Source organism: Paenibacillus mendelii, assembly GCF_024498075.1.
Taxonomy (GTDB): Bacteria; Bacillota; Bacilli; order Paenibacillales; family Paenibacillaceae; genus Paenibacillus_Z; species Paenibacillus_Z mendelii.
Genome location: NZ_JANHOF010000001.1, coordinates 692,606 through 711,192, shown reverse-complemented (window position 1 = coordinate 711,192; position 18,587 = coordinate 692,606). Strand labels below are relative to the sequence as shown.

At 48.1% G+C, this 18,587-nt stretch carries 20 protein-coding genes; 17 read left to right on the top strand and 3 right to left on the bottom strand.

The features are described from left to right. Positions 1-11: 11 nt before the first annotated feature. Together NNL21_RS36435 and NNL21_RS36430 are read left to right on the top strand one after the other, a co-directional pair. On the top strand, positions 12-1,214 hold the full coding sequence (locus tag NNL21_RS36435; RefSeq protein ID WP_204815971.1) for a beta-galactosidase: 1,203 nt from the start codon (positions 12-14) through the stop codon (positions 1,212-1,214). Positions 1,215-1,247: 33 nt separating this feature from the next. Beyond that, on the top strand, positions 1,248-4,010 hold the full coding sequence (locus tag NNL21_RS36430) for a cohesin domain-containing protein (RefSeq protein ID WP_204815970.1): 2,763 nt from the start codon (positions 1,248-1,250) through the stop codon (positions 4,008-4,010). A 126-nt stretch (positions 4,011-4,136) separates the two neighbouring features. Here NNL21_RS36430 and NNL21_RS03040 read toward each other — a convergent pair whose 3' ends face one another. After that, a complete protein-coding gene (locus NNL21_RS03040; RefSeq protein ID WP_204815969.1) occupies positions 4,137-4,781 on the bottom strand; it encodes a metal-dependent hydrolase in 645 nt (214 codons plus the stop codon). Positions 4,782-5,078: 297 nt separating this feature from the next. On the opposite strand from NNL21_RS03040, the gene NNL21_RS03035 reads away from it, so the two are divergent. Beyond that, positions 5,079-7,232 (top strand): transglycosylase domain-containing protein, encoded by a 2,154-nt coding sequence (locus tag NNL21_RS03035; RefSeq protein WP_204815968.1) that lies wholly within the window; start codon positions 5,079-5,081, stop codon positions 7,230-7,232. 211 nt (positions 7,233-7,443) lie between these two features. Next, positions 7,444-7,935: a GNAT family N-acetyltransferase gene (locus tag NNL21_RS03030; protein ID WP_204815967.1), complete on the top strand. Its 492-nt coding sequence runs from the start codon at positions 7,444-7,446 to the stop codon at positions 7,933-7,935. A 75-nt stretch (positions 7,936-8,010) separates the two neighbouring features. Here NNL21_RS03030 and NNL21_RS03025 read toward each other — a convergent pair whose 3' ends face one another. Next, positions 8,011-8,214, bottom strand: coding sequence for a hypothetical protein (locus NNL21_RS03025; RefSeq protein WP_204815966.1), 204 nt, complete (start codon positions 8,212-8,214; stop codon positions 8,011-8,013). Positions 8,215-8,333: 119 nt separating this feature from the next. On the opposite strand from NNL21_RS03025, the gene NNL21_RS03020 reads away from it, so the two are divergent. The 12 genes from NNL21_RS03020 (at position 8,334) to hprK (ending at position 16,681) form a co-directional block, all read left to right on the top strand. Then, positions 8,334-8,804 (top strand): DUF4362 domain-containing protein, encoded by a 471-nt coding sequence (locus NNL21_RS03020; RefSeq protein WP_204815965.1) that lies wholly within the window; start codon positions 8,334-8,336, stop codon positions 8,802-8,804. Between the two features lie 429 nt (positions 8,805-9,233). Continuing rightward, entirely contained in the window at positions 9,234-9,656 is a 423-nt protein-coding gene (locus NNL21_RS03015; protein WP_256555027.1) for a GNAT family N-acetyltransferase, read from the top strand. A 45-nt stretch (positions 9,657-9,701) separates the two neighbouring features. Beyond that, positions 9,702-10,400: an HAD family hydrolase gene (locus tag NNL21_RS03010; RefSeq protein WP_204815964.1), complete on the top strand. Its 699-nt coding sequence runs from the start codon at positions 9,702-9,704 to the stop codon at positions 10,398-10,400. 26 nt (positions 10,401-10,426) lie between these two features. Beyond that, a complete protein-coding gene (locus NNL21_RS03005; protein WP_204815963.1) occupies positions 10,427-10,861 on the top strand; it encodes a GNAT family N-acetyltransferase in 435 nt (144 codons plus the stop codon). Positions 10,862-11,010: 149 nt separating this feature from the next. Continuing rightward, complete coding sequence (locus NNL21_RS03000; protein ID WP_204815962.1) at positions 11,011-11,538, top strand: GNAT family N-acetyltransferase; 528 nt, start codon at positions 11,011-11,013, stop codon at positions 11,536-11,538. Positions 11,539-11,561: 23 nt separating this feature from the next. Then, entirely contained in the window at positions 11,562-12,110 is a 549-nt protein-coding gene (locus tag NNL21_RS02995; RefSeq protein WP_204815961.1) for a DNA topology modulation protein, read from the top strand. A 202-nt stretch (positions 12,111-12,312) separates the two neighbouring features. Next, positions 12,313-12,759 (top strand): GNAT family N-acetyltransferase, encoded by a 447-nt coding sequence (locus NNL21_RS02990; RefSeq protein ID WP_204815960.1) that lies wholly within the window; start codon positions 12,313-12,315, stop codon positions 12,757-12,759. Between the two features lie 20 nt (positions 12,760-12,779). Next, positions 12,780-13,049: a hypothetical protein gene (locus NNL21_RS02985; RefSeq protein ID WP_204815959.1), complete on the top strand. Its 270-nt coding sequence runs from the start codon at positions 12,780-12,782 to the stop codon at positions 13,047-13,049. Between the two features lie 36 nt (positions 13,050-13,085). Then, positions 13,086-13,688: a hypothetical protein gene (locus tag NNL21_RS02980; protein WP_204815958.1), complete on the top strand. Its 603-nt coding sequence runs from the start codon at positions 13,086-13,088 to the stop codon at positions 13,686-13,688. Between the two features lie 44 nt (positions 13,689-13,732). Then, on the top strand, positions 13,733-14,026 hold the full coding sequence (locus NNL21_RS02975) for an NUDIX hydrolase (RefSeq protein WP_204815957.1): 294 nt from the start codon (positions 13,733-13,735) through the stop codon (positions 14,024-14,026). A gap of 251 nt (positions 14,027-14,277) precedes the next feature. Then, positions 14,278-15,678 (top strand): MFS transporter, encoded by a 1,401-nt coding sequence (locus NNL21_RS02970; protein ID WP_204815956.1) that lies wholly within the window; start codon positions 14,278-14,280, stop codon positions 15,676-15,678. Between the two features lie 94 nt (positions 15,679-15,772). Then, positions 15,773-16,681, top strand: a complete 909-nt coding sequence (gene hprK / locus NNL21_RS02965; protein ID WP_204815955.1) for an HPr(Ser) kinase/phosphatase — start codon at positions 15,773-15,775, stop codon at positions 16,679-16,681. Between the two features lie 71 nt (positions 16,682-16,752). On the opposite strand, the gene NNL21_RS02960 is transcribed toward hprK, so the two are convergent. Next, a complete protein-coding gene (locus NNL21_RS02960; protein WP_256555026.1) occupies positions 16,753-17,706 on the bottom strand; it encodes a hypothetical protein in 954 nt (317 codons plus the stop codon). Positions 17,707-17,982: 276 nt separating this feature from the next. Between NNL21_RS02960 and NNL21_RS02955 the strand changes: the two genes are divergently transcribed. Beyond that, positions 17,983-18,576, top strand: a complete 594-nt coding sequence (locus NNL21_RS02955) for a DUF4269 domain-containing protein (RefSeq protein ID WP_204815954.1) — start codon at positions 17,983-17,985, stop codon at positions 18,574-18,576. Positions 18,577-18,587 lie beyond the last annotated feature (11 nt).

Below are 18,587 nucleotides of genomic sequence, written 5' to 3'. Positions count from 1 at the left end.
TGGTGGTTGTTGTGGCAGAGCAGAAGCGTTGGTTAAACGATTTGTTCCCCGTAGGGATATGGGTCACGCCTCCGGTAGACGAAATCTCGTCCGAGCGGTATCGGGAAATCAGGGAAGCGGGGATCACCTTCATGTCCGGGTTCACGGAATGGACCGGGGGTTTAGACATCATACGCAAGTCGCTTGATATGGCGCAGGAAAATGGACTGAAGATCATTATTGCGGATCCCCGGGTCAGGCATGCAATGGCTAGGGATACCTCCATGCTTCCAGAGATTCTGCAGGAATTCAGCGGTCACCCTGCATTCATGGGCCATAATGTTTGCGATGAACCGTCGATTGCTCAAATCGCAGAGCTTGCCGACTTGGCTGAGAGGTACAGAATGGATCTGCCTGATGCGCTGCCATTCGTCAATTTGTTCCCAACCTATGCCAGCGAGCAGCAGCTGGGGGGAACGTATGCGGATTATTTGGAACAATTCATGTCCTGTTATAAGCCGGAGGTATTATCTTACGATCATTATCCTTTTCTAGTTGCGAAGCACGATGACAGCCCGGATATCTCCCCTCAATACTTCTATAACCTGCATCTCATTCGCGAGCAAGCGCTCCTGCACGATGTCCCATTCTGGTTGTTCATTCAGACTTTATCCTTCAATAATACGAATCGCGATCCCGTGGAAGAAGAAATCCGTTGGCAGGTGTACACAAGCTTGGCTTACGGTGCGAAGGGCATTCAATATTTTACCTACTGGACGCCTGAGAATGGGGTGGAGACGTTCGGAGATGCCATGATTGATCGTGACGGGAACAAGACTAGGCATTATGGAGAGGTTCAAGCCGTTAACAGGGAGCTGCATGCGATCGGTCCTATCTTGCTGGGGCTTCGGTCTACAGGGATCCGGTTTCACGGATTTGAGCCGGAGTCTATCCCCGTGCTGACAGGGACGGTAGCACCAATCCAAGCACTGAGCGGAGACCCTGTCATAATCGGAGGATTCGAAGACACGCAAGGTAAGGAGAAGCTGATTGTGGTGAATCAAAGCTTCCGTCAACCGGCCGAGATCAGCTTGACCTTTCGTGCAGAAGCCGGAAGATATGCGGCGATATGGACGAAGGGCAGCAGAACGAGCGTGAATATCGATTCGAACGGCATTCTCGCATTATCGCTGCAGCCGGGGGAAGGGAAGCTATTGGAGCTTGAACAGGATTAATCGGCAGTCAGAATAAGAGGAGCGTGATGGATCGTGTTTAGAAAAAAAATAACGGTTTCACTTCTTGCGATCAGCTTATTGATCACACTGCTGACCGGCATTAACGTGTCCGCTGATGAATCGGCTGCGCGGTCTGCGTCAGATACGTTCCCGATCGGCATCTTCTGGCCGCCAAGTCCCCAAGAAACCTCATTCAGCAAGTACGAAGAGATCAAAGATATGAACGCAAACTTTATCGTAGCGGGCAATGGGCTCGTGGATCCGGGAGGTATCGATCCCGCATTGGTGCAGGCCGATGCGAATGACCTGTCAATGCTGGTCAGCGATTGGAATTTCTCTTGGCGGTCTGATTTCGTGAAGCAACCGGATACCGACAGCTCAATGCCTCTTCAAGATGCGGACACGATCGGACAAACGTTCACCTCTCCTGCGGGGACGGGATACTATCTGGGGTATATCGCTTTGAACATCGAGCCGATGGCTAGTCCGGTTAGCGGCGTGCTTACCCTCAAGCTATATGATAATCCAGCGAAAACCACCCTGCTGGGCAGTGCCCAGCTTCCCGTTCCGACCGTATCGAATCGGGCTGCATTCAGCTTCGGCATTCCCGCGGCAGGGAACCAGTCTTATTATATGGAATTGTCCGGAAGTCCGCTGGGAACCTACGGGAATGTCGCCATTCAATCCAGCGATGTCTACGCTGGAGGTCAACTGTATGCGGGCGGCAGCGCTCTAAGCAAAGATTTGTCCTTCGAGGTGCACTTCGAGCAGTTTGCTTACAATGACGGCAGAAGACCATCCGACGCCACATTGGATGCTATAACCGCTCATTACAGCACGAAACCGGCCGTTCTCGGATACAGTCTGTACGATGAGCCGAATGCGGAGAAGATGTCCCGGCTCGAGGAAATGACGAGGCGTCTGAGAGCGAATGACCCGGATCGGATGTCCTTCGTCAATCTTCTTCCTAATTATGCGTCCACATCCCAGCTCTTTGGTACGACTCCCAATGATGGGAATTACGTCACAGCAACCAAGACGATGGGGCAGACATTCAAGACGGGCGAGAACGAATCGTATATTTCCACCATCCAGTTGTGGATTGATCCGGTGCAGTGGACGGCTAATGAACAATTAACATTGACATTGTGGGACTCCCCGGCTAAAACTACGGCAGTCGCCACAACGACAATGTCCGGAACCGGATACAGCTGGCCCCAGTTTGCACTGAATACGGCAGTCACACCGGATACCCTTTATTATATGGAATTAACGCATGCAGGCGGGGGAGATGGATCCGTCGGATGGGTCGTCCATTCCGGTATCGGACAGAAGGCCTTCTACGATGGAACGGCCTATATCGATGGGGCATCGATCGATGCTGATCTGTGGTATACGATTAATCAGAACCTTCAATCCGGAACCTATGAGGATTACGTTTACCGGTGGGTGAGAGCGAATCCGGACGTGCTGGTATACGATCATTATCCGTTTCGTATTAATGATGGTTTTAGCAGCGGCTATTACGACAATATGGAAGTGATTCGCCGCCAGTCGTTAGCAGGCGATGTTGATTTCTGGACTTATATTCAGTCGGTTGGAATCGACAATTATTTACGTCCTCCTTCGAAAGGCGATCTCAACTATCATATCTATACGAGTCTGGCATATGGGGCCAAGGGGTATATTTACTTCACGTACACAACACCTCAGAATCAAGGTGCAGAACAATTCAGCGATGGCCTTATACTGCCGGATGGCAGCAAGAATATCTCCTACGAATGGGCCAGAGATATTAATGCGGAAGTACTGAACCTTGGCCCAACGCTGCTGAAGCTTACTTCGCAGGCTGTCTACCATGCGGAAACGGATGTGCTGCCATCAGGTACGACTGCGCTGCCGTCCTCTTTCTTCTGGCAGCCTTCAAGCGCCGATGAGCAGATGCCGATGATTATTTCGTCCTTCCTTGATGAGGACGGACGGGAATATGTGATGGTGGTCAATAAGGATCTGGTGCAGACCCATACCCAGACCTTTACGTTATCCAATGGAGCGCAATCCGTCACAGAGGTATCCAAAGCGACTGGACTTGAAATAGCAACCGGCTATAATGCGGGAACCGGAAGCTTCTCCGCTGCGTTTGCTCCGGGTGAAGGCAGACTGTATGCACTGGATTTCAACCCAGCATCGAATCGTCCGGAGGCTGCGTTAACAGGATCGGCTTCTTCCCAGGCCGGGAAGAAGTTCAATCTTACTTATGAGCTGAACAACCTGACTGAACCAGTTCTGGCCCAAGATATCAAGTTGAATTATGATCCTTCAGCCGTTGAGTTTGTTTCCGCTAAGCCAATTGCAGAAGGAGTCAAGCTTGTCCGTATCGTAAAGGAGCCAGGAGGAAAGCTGCGGCTCGTGCTGGCTAGCGAAGGAACCGCCCATCCGGTGACGCTTCAGGCAGAGGTGATGGAGCTGACCTTCAAAGCTAAGAAAAGCTTGCAGTCGGCTGCAGATTATGTGTCGATTTCCAGTGCTGCTCTGGGAGACGCCCAAGGGAATGAAATACAAGCGATGCCTTCCACGCTAGATGCACGGGAGATGACGAATCGACACCGGAAATTGGATGCCGATATCAACCAAGATGGTACCGTGTCCGTTGGCGATCTCTCGCTGGCAGCAGCCTATTATGGGAAGAACAAAAAGAGCCCCGACTGGGAGCAGGTCAAACGAGCAGACATGCGAGCGAACGGGAAAATAGATTGGAAGGATCTGGAGGAGATTGCAAAGAAGCTCGTTGAGTAGGTGTAAGTATGTGAGACGTCCAGGCAGGGCGGTGCGTTCAAGGAAATAGGGAGAGTAGTAAGGGTACGACCCCCGGGTTCGGGGATCGTACCCTTATTTTGTCGGATACACATTGCGTAAGATTTGCTAGAGTGGAAACTTGATCGATTTCTTATAGATGGGATAAAGCCATTTGACCCCTGCGGGTGTCAAGGTGTCCGCAATGAGATGCGATAAATAGCCGGCTGCGGCGACCTCCATGATTCCGTCCTGCTGCAGATGATTCTCCAATCCCGCACCGATTGCGGCCCATGCAATTAATGCCCAGACGGTATGGGTCATTCCGCGATGGTTCAGCCAAGGCACCCACGCAACGAACAATCCGAAGCCCATGAGCCAGTTCAGCTCCGTGACCCAGCCCCAGTAGATCAGCCCTCCTCCGATCAGGCTTACGAGAGCATTGCGGATGATGCCTTCCTTGGTAATGAAGCCGAGGAGAAAGACGATAACGGCAATGAGGGCTAGCTCGCGGTGAAATACTTGCTGCGTGTAATAGAAGTAGGCGATTCCGATAGCGAGCAGCACACCGCCCCACAAGCCAAACTCACGCAGCAGCTTGGATACTTGTCCAAGCTTGCTGCTGAGCATGCTTTTCCCATCCAGATCCGCACTAAGTGCGGAGAAGCCCGCAACAGCTACATATAAGGCAGCACTCTTAGGCGTGAAGGGATAGTATGCGGCAGCGGCAAGTCCAATCGCGACGCCGATGGTAAGATGCGTTGATCCTTTCATACCTTTCCTCCGTCTCTCATGTTGTCCCTCCATGCAAACATATGTTTGCTTCGCTATTATACAGACTTGGACCTTGCAAGACAACAGTCCGCTTGAAAAATGAGCTGAAACGACTAGTTCATCCGCTAAGCGCACTGACTAAAGAAATATGAAATAAAAGCGTGTCATTGCTTTCTGCTTTGCAAGAGATTCCCAGCCGAGCTGCTTCCCACGACGTACTCAAAAAGCGACTTCGCTGCGAACAGTGTAATTTAGACATCGAGAGCGGATTAGACGTAAGTTTGGGGGTAAAATGAAATGCAGCCGAGCGGGAATGATCCGGCAATAAAGAAGACGAAACGAGGCAAGAAGACGAGCGGAACAAAAAAGAAATGGACGTGGAAAGCACTCTTGTGGAGTGTTGTGATCATCATAATCGCGGCTGTGGCGGCAGGATGGATTCTCTTTCGAATCATGGTTGGCATGCAGGATATCAGCAAGCTCGATGAGCCGCTGCCGGCATCAACTGTATTATTTGATCGCTCCGGTAAGGAAGTAAACCGGTTATCCCAAAGCGAGATTCAAGCCGTTGAATACAGTAAGCTCCCACAAGTGCTGGTCGATGCGGTGACAGCGGTGGAAGATAAGCGGTTCTTCGATCATCAAGGAATGGACCTGTGGGCGATCGGGCGTGCATTCTATACGAACCTGACGGCAGGCGGAACCGTGCAGGGCGGGAGCACGATCACACAGCAGCTGGCCAAGAACGTCTTTCTAACCCACGAGCGCACGTGGACACGCAAATGGAATGAGGTTCTCTTAGCCAAGAAAATCGAAGAAAACTATGATAAGCCGAAAATTATGGAAATGTATCTGAATCAGATCTATTTTGGCGAAGGCGCATGGGGGATTAAACGAGCGGCCGCCACCTATTTCAACAAAACTGTCGATAAGCTTACGCTTCCGGAATCGGCCATGCTGGCCGGTCTCATCCGGGCGCCTTCCGCTCTCACACCGTATAAACATCCGAAGGAGGCTAAGGAGCGCCGGAATTTGGTGCTTTCGCTCATGCTGGAACAAGGGAAAATCACGAGTGCCGAGAGCGATATTGCCAGCCGCGAGCCCGTTAAGCTTCGCAGCATCTCAGCTAATAAGCCGGGAGCGATGAAATATCCGTATTATGTCGATCAAGTGATTCGTGAAGCGGGAGCCCAATATGGTTTGACGGAGAATGAGGTGCTGCATGGCGGTCTGCGAATCTATACCGCATTGGATACACGTATGCAGGAGGCTGCGCAGCAGGTGTATGCGAAGGAAGAGTTATTCCCTCCAAGTCAAGCGGATCAGCTGATTCAGAGCGGTGCCGTTCTGGTCGATCCGCGCGATGGAGGAATACGGGCATTGATAGGCGGACGGGGCGAGCAGCCCTTCCGCGGCTTTAATCGCGCGTCCCAGCTGAAGCGGCAGCCGGGTTCGACGATGAAGCCGATCGCCGCATACACCCCGGCATTGGAACGGGGCTATCGTCCCAGCGATACTCTGGTTGACGAGCCTGTGGACTTTGGCGGATATCGTCCGAGAAACGCCGGCGGGTCTTATCATGGCGAGGTAACCCTATATGAGGCGCTTGTTCATTCCTACAATGTACCTGCGGTAAAACTGCTGAACGAGGTAGGAATCGATGCCGGCATGGAAGCTTCGGAGCGCTTCGGAATTGAGCTGACAGACGGGGACCGTGCACTGGGGCTAGCTCTCGGCGGCTTGCAAGAAGGTGTGTCGCCACTCGATATGGCTGAAGCATTCGGGGTGTATGCCAACGATGGAACGCGAATACCCGCGCATACGATCCTGCGCATCGAATCTGCGGATGGGGTTGTACTGGCAGATGTCAATGGCGCAGCTGGGGAGAAAATAATTGAACCGGAGGTCGCCCGTACGATGACCGCCATGCTTGAAGGCGTAGTTCGCGAAGGAACCGGGCAAGCTGCCGCATTGCCTGATCGGCAGTTAGCCGGTAAGACGGGGACGACGGAGATGCCCGGAACAGGCGGTGATGGGGCGAAGGATAACTGGTTTGTGGGGTACACGCCTCAGCTCGTCGGAGCGGTGTGGATCGGCTACGATAAGACCGACAGCGAGCATTATTTAACAACATCCTCCAAGGCCGCTGCCGCTGTGTTCCAAGCCCTGCTGGCTGAAGCGCTTGAAGGCGAGCCCGTTCTGGCATTTCCTGCCGCGAAAGGCGTCAACGTCAAGAAGAAGGATGGCCTGACGGACGAGGATCAAGATCGTAAGGACGATGAGGTGAAGAAGAAAGATAAGAAGGAGAAGAAGGATAAGGACAAGCAGAAGGACAAGGAAGAGGATAAACGGGATAACCGAAATGATAAAGGCAAAGAGAAGGGCAAGGAACGGGACAACGAAAACCCTCCACGCGGAGGGAAGAATAGCAACCAAGAGGATAACGATTGAGGCGAATAAAGATGGAACGACAGACAGCTCTTATCAGGGCTGTCTTTTGTTTTACTGCTTTTGGCCATAAATATAACCTTGGCATCACGGGGGTATTGAGCTCCAAGGAACCAGAACGGGACAAGAAAAGGGAAATATGTCCATTTGTCGAATTAAGAGTACAGGTGATACATCTAGCAGCGCCGATTGGCATGAAAGGAAGTTAAGCATTATGATACGAGTCTGTGAACAACATGACATGGAGACGATCTTTATTATTATCAATGACGCAGCAGCCGCTTATGAGAACGCCATTCCGAATGATTGCTATCATACCCCTTATATGAGTTTGGAGGAGCTCAAGAGTGAAGTGAACGATGGCGTCCTGTTCTGGGGCTATGAGTCAGAAGGTGAGCTGTTGGGTGTAATGGGGATTCAGGATAAAGGTGATGTCGCGCTGATCAGGCATGCCTATGTGAGGACGAAGAGGCGTGGAGAGGGAATCGGCGGTCAATTATTGCGCTCAATCGTTAGCCAGACGGATAAGACGATCCTGATCGGGACATGGGAAGCGGCAGCATGGGCGATATCCTTTTATGAGCGTGAAGGATTTCGGGTCGTCACAAGCGAGGATAAGGAACTCCTGCTTCGCAAATATTGGAAGGTTTCAACGAGGCAGATCGAGACTTCGGTGGTCTTGTGCAACAATGTCTATATCACCTAGATGAGAGGTTAGCGCTAAGGAGCAGAAAAGGAACGTTCGAACAGCGCACGAGCTGTTATCATCAGAGATCATAAGCTAGGGTCCATATATTCGTACATAAAACCATGCGACTATTCCGATCGTAACAAGCGTGGACAGGGCCACAAAGAACACATAACCAGTTCTTGACTTCGTGACGGTATATTTATCATAGAAATCCGGATTGCGATGGAAAACACCAGTCCAGAGCTCACCGACTAAATTCAGAACAACAAGAAAAAAGTTCTTGAGGATACTCATAACAGTGACACCTCTTCCTAATTTTGTATACACCGCAGTCATACATATATTACCATGAATGCTGGCGGAGAATAAAGCTCAGATGATTATTGGAATTCGTTCCTAGATGGAGTGAAGCTGTGAAGCATAATGTGAACGGCATAGGGAACATAATGACCTATAACGCAGCGGTTGTGCTTATCGTGATTATTATGCTGATAACTAGTGGCTGTATGCAACAAGAGCAGCCGACAAATAGAGAGAGTTCGGATAATATCCTGATTCATAATAATGAAGCGGATTTCAAGAGAATAGAAGCATTTATTTCGAGATTTGAGGAAGGTAAAGGAGATTATATACTTATCATTTCTCCTACATTGGAGGGGGGATATTGGATATATGATCTTAGTATAGAACGGAAACAAGTGATCATACGAATAGATACAACCAGGGATGCTTATTCAACTGGGGAAATTGTAAAAGTGGTGTGCAAAGGGATTTCTATTGAAACCGAGCACACGAAAGAAGAAGGAACAAGAAGGGTGCTGGAAGCTCAACATTGTGATGGGGACCAAGCTGTTGAGAAGTTTCAAGTATCCGTATTCGATTGATGGCTACTAGAAAGAACAGGGCAGCTTTAAAATATATCGACGTCTTGGTTTCATAAAAGTCGGTAAAGGTGGTACAACAATCAAAAATGGTTACGGAATTCGATGGACCCTTGAAAGGTGGGAACGGGATAACTTTTTTCTGGTTCTGTCCAGCTGTAGAGGAAGTTATTGATGAAGGATTATGCTGGGAATATTGTTTTGCTAACAATGGAGGTCCAATCGATACAGCACAACAACTCGTTCTGTGGATCCGTAATACGAAGAAATTTACAGACATTGAAGATTTTCATAGGGTTTGTGAAAGCTGTGTTCACTGTCAGTGGTCATCATAGAAAGGAAACAATTCGATGAATATTAGACTCGCAGACTACAAAGATGTTGATGGTATAGCTCGTTCATGTTGATAGCTGGAAAACCACCTATAAAGGAATGATTTCAGATGCATATTTAGACCAACTTTCATATGAAAGACGTAAAAAGAATTGGGAGTGGGTATTTCATCATCTGAACCCGGCCGATGTGATCTATGTAGCTGAGGATCAAGGAGAAATTATTGGTTTTATCCATGGTGGGAAGAGCAGAGAGGTGGAGATGGATTATGACGCGGAGCTCTATGCTCTGTACTTGGTTATAGAGGCACAAGGAAAGGGATATGGAAGACAACTGTATAACCGATTGGTCGAACAATTAAAGAATGATCATTATACTTTCATGATGGTCTGGGTACTTGAACAAAACCCTTCCATGGCATTTTATGAAAAGCTAGGGGGACAGTTTATTAGGAGCAAAGAGATTCATATTGGAGATAATCTATTAATAGAAGCTGCTCTTGGTTGGAGAGAACTGAAGTGAGTCACTAGTTAATCGTGCAGGAGTTTCTTGGAAAGGACCAGTGGAATGAGGATTGAAGCCGTTATTTTCGACTTGGATAATACGCTCGTTAACCGAAGAGAGGCCTTCAAGGTGTTTACAGAGCGATTTATAGATCAATTTATCGTTATAAAGGATGAAATACACAGAATCGAAGTTATGGAGCACATTCGAATTGCCGATCAAGATGGCTATCGCAAGAAACGAGAGCTCTATGAAGAACTAAGGTCGAGTTTAGAACTAAAGAATCGTGAAACGTCGGTTGACGAGCTGTTAACGTTCTGGTTTGATGAGTTTTTCAAATGCACCCTTCTGATGGAAGGCGCAAAGGAAGTTTTAGATTATCTGAGGATGAGGAAGATCAAGCTTGGTCTAATCACAAACGGTTCCATACGTTCACAATACTCCAAAATCGATCAGGTGATGATTAGAGAATATTTTGATTCCATTCTTGTTTCAGATGAAGTACAGGTTAAAAAGCCGGATAAACGAATATTTGAAATGGCCTTAAATCAATTGGATGCGGGCGCTAGACATACATGGTACATTGGTGATCACCCAATCAATGACATAAAAGGGGCTAGAGAGGCAGGCATCAACGCCGCATGGCTGAAGGGATTCATGGAGTGGGATGCGAGTGTAGATGCACCGAAGCATGTCCTCAATAACTTACACGAACTGATCGATATTGTGGACGATGCCTTGGGGAAGTCAGTGAACTTCTGAGCATACATAAATGAGGGGGATGAGTTATGTCGACAAATTCGAGTATTGGCAGAAGCAGTCATGAAGAAAGCAGCTTTGTCAGGAACAAGCTGATTGAATACAATGCTAAGCATGTACCGGATGATTTGAAAAGTAATTATGAAGAAATCAATCTTGTAATCAAGAGCAATGATGGTGTGATCATCGGTGGTCTGAACAGTGTATTTTGCTGGAACTGGATTGAAGTGGATATTCTCTGGGTTGATGAAACGTGCAGGGGGATGAATTATGGCTCGAAGCTCCTTCACGAAATAGAAGAGATCGCCAGAGCCAAGAAATGCACATTCATTAAACTGAATACATTTAGTTTTCAAGCTCCAGCTTTTTATATAAAGCAAGGGTATCAAGTTATTGGAACCATTGAGAACGCACCAAGGGGATGCACTCATTATTACTATAAGAAAGATATTCAAGGTGAATAAGCGCTCGAGATACCTATCAACCAAGGGGAAATAGACACCATAGCTAATGTACATGGAGTCAATCTTGAATAAAGTGTTTTTCTGAAAGAAGAAGTGAATAGAGTGAAATGGGATAGGATTTAAGCAGTTTTTACACGGGGGAATGTACGATGCAGAAAAATGTGTTTTTAACAAAACCGACTCTACACCTAGAGAAGCACTATTTATCTTTTTACCAAGAGTGGAAAGCAAGTGGCGAGGATATGGTTCCTTGGGTGATTAGTAAGGATCCAACCGATTTTGCAGGCATGCTTCAATCCCTTCATGATAACGAACAGGGTGAGAATTTACCTGAGGGCTGGGTATCGGATTCTACCTTTTGGTTAGTCTCCGAAGATGATAAAGTCATTGGCGCCGTCAATATCAGACATCAATTAACCGAGAAGCTTCTGAACTGCGGGGGACATATCGGATACGGGATTCGACCATCCGAACGAAGGAAAGGGTATGCAACGAAAATGCTGCGATTATCACTAGAAAAAGCTAAAGAACTCGGTATACACAAAGTGCTTGTTGTGTGTGATGCAAGCAATGCCGCCTCGGAAAAAACGATTCTGAATAATGGCGGAATTCCAGATGTGGATGTTGTGGAAGAGGATGGAAACGTACTGAGGAGATACTGGATAGACAATCGTTAATACATAACAGGAGAAATCATCCCATGAAAATCATGATCATTGGTTCCGGAGGTTCAGGTAAATCGACTTTTGCACGTCAGCTGAGTTCTATACTTGGATTGCCTGTGCATCATCTGGATGCTTATTACTACAAACCGGGCTGGGTACCGACCCCAAAACAGGAGTGGGATGAAATTCAGAAGCGTCTTGTTGCTCAGAAAGAATGGATTATAGATGGCAACTATGGAAGAACACTTCCTATTCGCATGAATGCTGCGGATGTGATCATCTATTTTGATTTATCGCGATGGATTACAACCTATCGGGTGATTAAACGTCGGGTACAATATAATGGCATAACGAGACCTGATTTGAACGAAGGTTGCCCGGAACGGCTGGACTGGGCTTTTCTGAAATGGGTATGGAATTTCAAGAAGACAAGCCGAACCGGGATTATGGAGAAAATGGATGCCTATAAGGACGGTAAGGCTATTATCGTCATCCGCACGACAAAGCAGGTTAAGGGTCTCATAAAACAGTTGAAACTCGAAGGGCGAAGCTATTTCAATAATGTGGGGCATTCGCAACAATGATAAATCCCACAGATCGCGCGGGGAAAAAGCAGCACTATTCCAGTGAAAATCAGGTGCTCTGGCTGCAATTGCAAAGGAATCAAATGAAGTTATCATCGCGCAGCACATTTATCGTAGCGGAAAATAGCGGTCATTATGTTCAACGGGATGAACCCGAAATCGTCGTACAGGTCATTCAAAACTTGATAGGAGAGGAGCGGTCATGTATATCTATCGATTAGCTGAACGAAAAGATCTAACTGAGATTGTAGAACTATCGAGGAAATGGGCGGAAGAAGACATAACTGTGGGCTATGAGAATGTACAATGGTCGGAAGAGAAATTATTGAACCGTCTGAATGAATATTTCTATGTGGTTGCAGCGGAGGGGAGAATAGTAGGTTATTCATTCGGGGAGGTGAGGTCTGGCAATGCGGGACAGATTATTCCGCCAGACGAATCTTACCTCGAGATCTTCGAAGTGTATATACATCCCGATCATCGCTCAGAAGGAATGGGCAAGAAACTAGTCGGTCATTTAATGGAGCAAGCAGAGAAGAACCAAGTAACTCGATTATTGGTCGGATCGTCCAACCGCAGATGGAAAGAGACAGCGAAGTTTTACGAGGAATTGGGATTCAGTATGTGGTATTTTCAAATGTTTAAATAACTTCTACCGGAGGTGCGCTCATGATTCAAGTTTTCTTCCAATTGATTGATAACCAAGGAGTTACTCGCGATCCGGATGTGAAGCCCTATGAATTCGACGAGGCAGCGGTTCAAGCTCTCCTCAACAGCGAAGAGGTGTTTTATCCGGAGTTTACGAAGCTGCATGGCGACGTCAAGTTGAAGAAACGCAAAACGGCTGCTGTGGAACATGCTGTACTTGACCTGATGGATGGCATACCTGTATGGAGAGTTACGTTAAGAGAGAAGCCGCTATCAGATGCCAATTTGTAAAATACAATCATCGTAGATTTGGAGTTGGACGGTATCATGCTAAAAAATCTTCCGGAAATAGAATGGAATCAAGTTTATACTGTGTTAACTGACGATATGTGGTCATCTATCGGCGCTATACTTGGTACGATCGGGGTCTTTCTAGGTGCTTGGTTAGGTGCAAAATTCGGCTATTCACAGAACATGAAGCTGCAAAATAATCAGATGGATGAATCAAAAGAATCGTATATATCCCTGATTAGATCCGAACTTGTTGACAACTGGCACTTTCTGGGCGTTTCGACGGATCTGTTCGATAAGAAGATAAACACTCTTGCAGATATCAAAATCGTGTTTGAAGGCTTGCTGCTGGCTGTCGATCACGTGAAGTCGGATAACCTCGAAGCCGCTGTAAGAGCTAATGTCATTTCGTTATTGCCTGTTGAATTGCAAGGAATTCTAAGGGGTACATATTCCTCCGTATCTCATGCCTGCTTCTTCATGAGGATGGAAGCACATAAATACAATCGGGATCAGAGTTTATCCTATAAGCAAACCTTAGAGACGATAAAAGAGTTAATCAATGATTGCGTAAAACTCTTAGAGGGATGCATTGAAAAGGTAGACGGCATTGATAAGGTATCGTCGAATACGAAATAAATGAATACATATCGGTGCTTTATTAACAGGGAGGCTAACTTACGATGGAATTTCGGCAGATGACGTCTGCATTTCTGTTTAACAGCCGAAATGAGGTGTTACTAATCAAAAAACCAAGCGGCAGGCTGTTCAATGGCGAGCACTGGAGCAGCATAGGCGGTCATCTCGAGCCTGAGGGGCTTAATCAGCCGATGATTGGATGTTACAGGGAGGTATTCGAAGAGGCTGGAATCCATCGGCATGATCTGATGGATTTGAAATTAAAATACATCGTGCTCAGAAAGAAGGTTGATGAAGTCAGGCAGCATTTTATATATTTTGGTAGCACGTCTTCGTAAGATGTTGTAAGCTCGGAGGAAGGCGAGCTTTATTGGATTCCAGTCAACGATGTACAGACCTTAAACCTGCCTTCAACCCTGAAACACGTGTTCAAGCACTATTGCGACAATCCGCATCTTCAGGTAGTAACCGTTGGAATTGTTACTGGACATCACGACGGGGAATCGAGCATGCAATGGATAGAGCTGATCGATCCAATCGTATTTTAGGATAGATGCAATCAAGGCGATCTAAGAGAGGAACTTGATTTATGACTGCCACAGCTAGCAACAAATGGGGAATTCTGCATATTGTCAATATGGGGACGCTCATCTCCACGCTTGATGTTGGAATTGTTAATGTTTCGCTCCCGATCATGGCGAAGCAATTCTCAGTCTCGCTCGCACAAGTCCAGTGGGTAGCCACCATCTATCTGCTGACGATGGTCGTCTTGCTGCCATTCATGGGCAAGCTCTCGGACCGCTTGGAGCGGCGCAAGGTTTACAGCTATGGCTTCCTTATATTCGGTATTGGCTCATTATGCATTGCCGTCTCGAGTGGCTTCCTCGGACTGCTGCTGTCCCGCTGCCTGCAGGGAATCGGCGCAACGATGATCATGGCTAACAGCCAGGCTATGGTGCGTGAAGTATTCCCCGATCATGAACGCGGCCGCGCTCTTGGCGTCAATGCCGTTGTCATATCCGTAGGCACGTTAGCGGGACCGGCCATTGGCGGACTCATGCTTGAATTCGTCGAATGGCCGTGGTTGTTCTGGATTAATGTACCGATCGCCTTGGTTGCCTGCGTGCTCGGGTTTCGCTGGTTCCCGCGGATCAAGAGTAACGCGGCTAGAACGCGCTTCGATATTATAGGAACGGCGCTGCTCGCAGCCGGTGCTTGTCTGCTTATGATGGCAGCCGAATCGGTGAAGGAGGACGGGGCGTTCTCCATCTCTTCGGCTGCTTGGATGGAAGGCGCGATAGGCATCCTCCTCCTGATTGCGCTATGGCTGCAAGGCCGGCGTATCGATTACGGCATTGTGGACCGTGAGCTGTTCCAATACCGGAAAGTTTGGCTGGGTAATGCAAGCTCGTTCATGATCAATCTCGCTCAGACCGCAACGCTGATTCCGGTCACGTTCTACCTGCAGAGCCAGCTGGGCTACTCGGCATGGACGACCGGCGCGTTATTAATGCTGCAGCCGCTGATGATGGGGATCGTCGCACCGTTCGCAGGCTGGTTCCGCGATAAGTATGGCGGATCCTTCCCGATTGCGGCAGGTGCGCTCTTATGCGCCTTATCCATGCTATTCGTCGTCCTCATGCCGAATGTCTCGGCAATGAGTATCGGCTTGCAGTTGGCGCTCTTCGGGATCGGTATTGGGCTGTTCCATGCCACCAATAATGCCGAGATTATGAGCGCAGCGCCGGCATCCAAGAGTAGCCTGGCGGGAAGCCTGCTTGCTCTTGTTCGGTATCTTGGTCAAATTGCAGGCATCGGCCTGGCAACACTGCTGGTGGGCTCTATGGGCACTTCGGGGGGAGAAGGAGAAGCCTTCGGCATGCCAATCCGGATTTTATTCGCCATATGCTTCGTATTCTGTCTTACGGTTACGTTGGCCGGTAGGCTGCTGCCAAAGGAAAGGCCGGATACGAGCACCCTATCGGCCTGATGATTTTATAGCTGAATAACACAGAAACGTCATTGATATGGATGTATGAATTCGATACAATAGGCTTCTGATTTGAATCCAGGGGGGAAGGCACATGAAGGCGATTGATGTACAACAATTAGTGAACCGGTTTTCATTGGAAGTGTTGGCCGGAGAGACGCAGCTTCATCGGACGATCACCAAATCGCGCGTGTATCGGCCGGGGCTGGAATTTGTCGGTTATTTTGATTTCTTTCCTCAGGAGCATGTTCAAGTGCTTGGCAAAAAGGAAATTAATTATTTGCATACATTGACGGAAGCGGAACGGAATCATCATATAGGTAATATCGTCAAGTATCATCCGCCATGCTTTATTGTGACAGCAGGACAAGAGGGCTTGAAGTATTTGAAAAAGTATTGCAATGAAGAAGGCATCCCGCTGCTCCGTACGAGTGCGTTAACAACGGACTTTCTTGGCAATATGACCGCGTATTTAACGAAGATGCTGGCTCCGGAGATAAGCGTACATGGCGTGTGTGTCAACGTGGCAGGGATCGGTATTCTGCTAAGAGGGAAATCCGGTGTCGGCAAGAGCGAGACGGCTCATACCTTGATTAGGCGCGGCCACCGGTTAGTGGCGGACGACATCGTCGTATTGAAGAAGCTCAGCCCGCAAACGCTGCTCGGCACGCATGATGGGAAGACGAAGGAGTTTCTTGCGCTTCGCAGCATCGGCTTGGTTAATGTCAGCCGGCTTTACGGACGGAAGGCGTTTCAAGAGGAAACGAGGATCGTACTCGACATTGAGCTTACGCAGTGGCAGAACGATTGCTTGAATAATGAACTCGAGCTTACGCCGAGCTTTACGGAGTATATGAATGTAAGCATACCGCATATCGAAATTCAGCTGCAGCCAGGCCGGGACGTGGCGGGTTTAATTGAAGCGGCCGCTAACAACTGGTATTTGCGTCAACAAGGGTACAGTGCGGCTGAAGACTTTATGAAGCGGCTAGAAATGGATTAAGCATCGAAATGATGAAAAAGGCTGAACAGGTTCATTCCAACCTGTTCAGCCTTTTTTCCTCAAGCCGATCATTAGAGTTTAAACTTGCCGGTATTGATGATGTACATATTTTTAAGCGGATAACTGCCGTTAGCATACTTTCTCGCGCCGGATTCGAAGCTGACATACAGCTTATTGCCGGTTAGAGCAATGCCTTCCGACATCGGCGGCATGGTCAATTGCTTGATCAGCCTGCCGCTGGCGCCTTGTGTATACACAAGCAGCTTGCTTGAATGATTACGGCCACAGGACTGGCTGTACACCACTCGATCTTTGGTTAACGCCATGCCCTGAATACGGTCGGGCGTGCTCCATGTATAGGATGCTTTAGGCTTAGAAGCCAGCCCATCCTGTGCATTCAGTTTGTAACCATAAACCTTGCCCTTTGGGCCCGAGGAGCACATGGCCTTGCCTTTGTCCGCGCCATCCATGTATTCACCGATCCATAGAACGCCGCTCGAATAGGAAGCATAGGAAGCTTTGTGTCCGAGAGCATATTCGGTCATGACGACATTGCTGAAGTCTTTTTTACCAGACAGGGTGCTGAGTGAAATTTTATAGACACTTGTACCTGAGGCGACCCACAGGTGATTCTTGCTCACCGCAAGTCCGCCGACATGGCCGGTATGCTTCTTGCTGCTGGTTTCGTACAGGTAGAAGGTTTTCAGCCGTTTCTTGGTTGTGGTGCTCGTTATAGAGATGACGCTTGCCTGATTCGCGCTTGATTTGCCCCAATAATGGGATACAATCACCCAGTTTTGATCGGGTACAAGGGCCAGCCCTTGCGGTACCCATTCCTTGCTGCCCGTCAGACCGGGAATAACAGGCCCCTTGGTGGACACCTCATTAAAGCCGCCGTAGCTTGCCTTTGTAGTCGCTGCTTCCGTTACATCCGGATGAATCGCTGCTGCAGAGACCCACATGAAAGCAGTTGCCAGCAGAGCAGCTGCGGCACGCTTCATCCACCGCTTCCGCTTCTTGAACAAATAAATCTCTCCTTCCATTTGTTATTATTTAGGGTTTTCAATCAGAAATAAACCGTCATAAGTCCTAGTATATACATTCTTTATGGTATCTTTATTATTATTTCCTGTCATAATATTTATTTCTCATGGCAATAACCCGGTAAATAGGTGTGTAAATAATAACCGTTGAGTTCCCATTCTTAGTATCGCATCCGTTAGGAATTGCATACCTGAAGCAGGAATCTTGTGGTAAAATATTTCGGTAATGAAGGGCATTGTCAGGGGGGATGACATACTGTGGATCATCTGGAAAGCCGGTTCTTGAACATTGCTTATTTATCAAGTGGCAGCGTTAGACAGATAGAGGCCTATCTGGCATTGAAAGCGCTTCGAATTTTTGAAAGGCTGGAACCTTACTATCCCATATTAGTGGGGACGATCCCAATAGGAGTCGATGTGGCGGGCAGCGACCTTGATATTATCTGTGAAGTCATGGACATGGATCGATTTGAAGATATCGTTACACAGCTCTATCGAGCGAATGAGAATTTTAACGTACGCAGGCGGATCGCAGCGGGTATCGAACGAATCTTAGTGGAATTTAACTATGAGGGGTGGCCGATTGAGCTATTCGGACAAGCCGTGAGGACGATGCAGCAGAACGGATTTAAACATATGGTGATCGAGCATCGAATTCTTGAAGCTCTGAATGAGGAAGGGAAAGCGAGAATCAGGGGCTTGAAGGAAAGCGGGCTCAAAACCGAACCGGCATTCGGTTCGTATCTGGGCATACAAGGCGACCCGTATCAATCTCTATTGCAGATGTACGACTGGGATGATGACAAGCTGCTGTCGTTCTTGCATACCGACTCGAAACATAGCAGGGTGTGAAATCCGTATAC

Bases quoted from the DNA above. Each gene is read 5' to 3' on its own strand.
- NNL21_RS02980 (WP_204815958.1), top strand. From the start codon at position 13,086: ATGCTAAAAAATCTTCCGGAAATAGAATGGAATCAAGTTTATACTGTG.
- NNL21_RS02995 (WP_204815961.1), top strand. From the start codon at position 11,562: ATGAAAATCATGATCATTGGTTCCGGAGGTTCAGGTAAATCGACTTTT.
- NNL21_RS03035 (WP_204815968.1), top strand. From the start codon at position 5,079: ATGCAGCCGAGCGGGAATGATCCGGCAATAAAGAAGACGAAACGAGGC.
- NNL21_RS03025 (WP_204815966.1), bottom strand. From the start codon at position 8,214: ATGAGTATCCTCAAGAACTTTTTTCTTGTTGTTCTGAATTTAGTCGGT.
- NNL21_RS03010 (WP_204815964.1), top strand. From the start codon at position 9,702: ATGAGGATTGAAGCCGTTATTTTCGACTTGGATAATACGCTCGTTAAC.
- NNL21_RS03015 (WP_256555027.1), top strand. From the start codon at position 9,234: ATGATTTCAGATGCATATTTAGACCAACTTTCATATGAAAGACGTAAA.
- NNL21_RS03005 (WP_204815963.1), top strand. From the start codon at position 10,427: ATGTCGACAAATTCGAGTATTGGCAGAAGCAGTCATGAAGAAAGCAGC.
- NNL21_RS02970 (WP_204815956.1), top strand. From the start codon at position 14,278: ATGACTGCCACAGCTAGCAACAAATGGGGAATTCTGCATATTGTCAAT.
- NNL21_RS02985 (WP_204815959.1), top strand. From the start codon at position 12,780: ATGATTCAAGTTTTCTTCCAATTGATTGATAACCAAGGAGTTACTCGC.
- hprK (WP_204815955.1), top strand. From the start codon at position 15,773: ATGAAGGCGATTGATGTACAACAATTAGTGAACCGGTTTTCATTGGAA.
- NNL21_RS03040 (WP_204815969.1), bottom strand. From the start codon at position 4,781: ATGAAAGGATCAACGCATCTTACCATCGGCGTCGCGATTGGACTTGCC.
- NNL21_RS02990 (WP_204815960.1), top strand. From the start codon at position 12,313: ATGTATATCTATCGATTAGCTGAACGAAAAGATCTAACTGAGATTGTA.
- NNL21_RS03000 (WP_204815962.1), top strand. From the start codon at position 11,011: ATGCAGAAAAATGTGTTTTTAACAAAACCGACTCTACACCTAGAGAAG.
- NNL21_RS03030 (WP_204815967.1), top strand. From the start codon at position 7,444: ATGATACGAGTCTGTGAACAACATGACATGGAGACGATCTTTATTATT.
- NNL21_RS02975 (WP_204815957.1), top strand. From the start codon at position 13,733: ATGGAATTTCGGCAGATGACGTCTGCATTTCTGTTTAACAGCCGAAAT.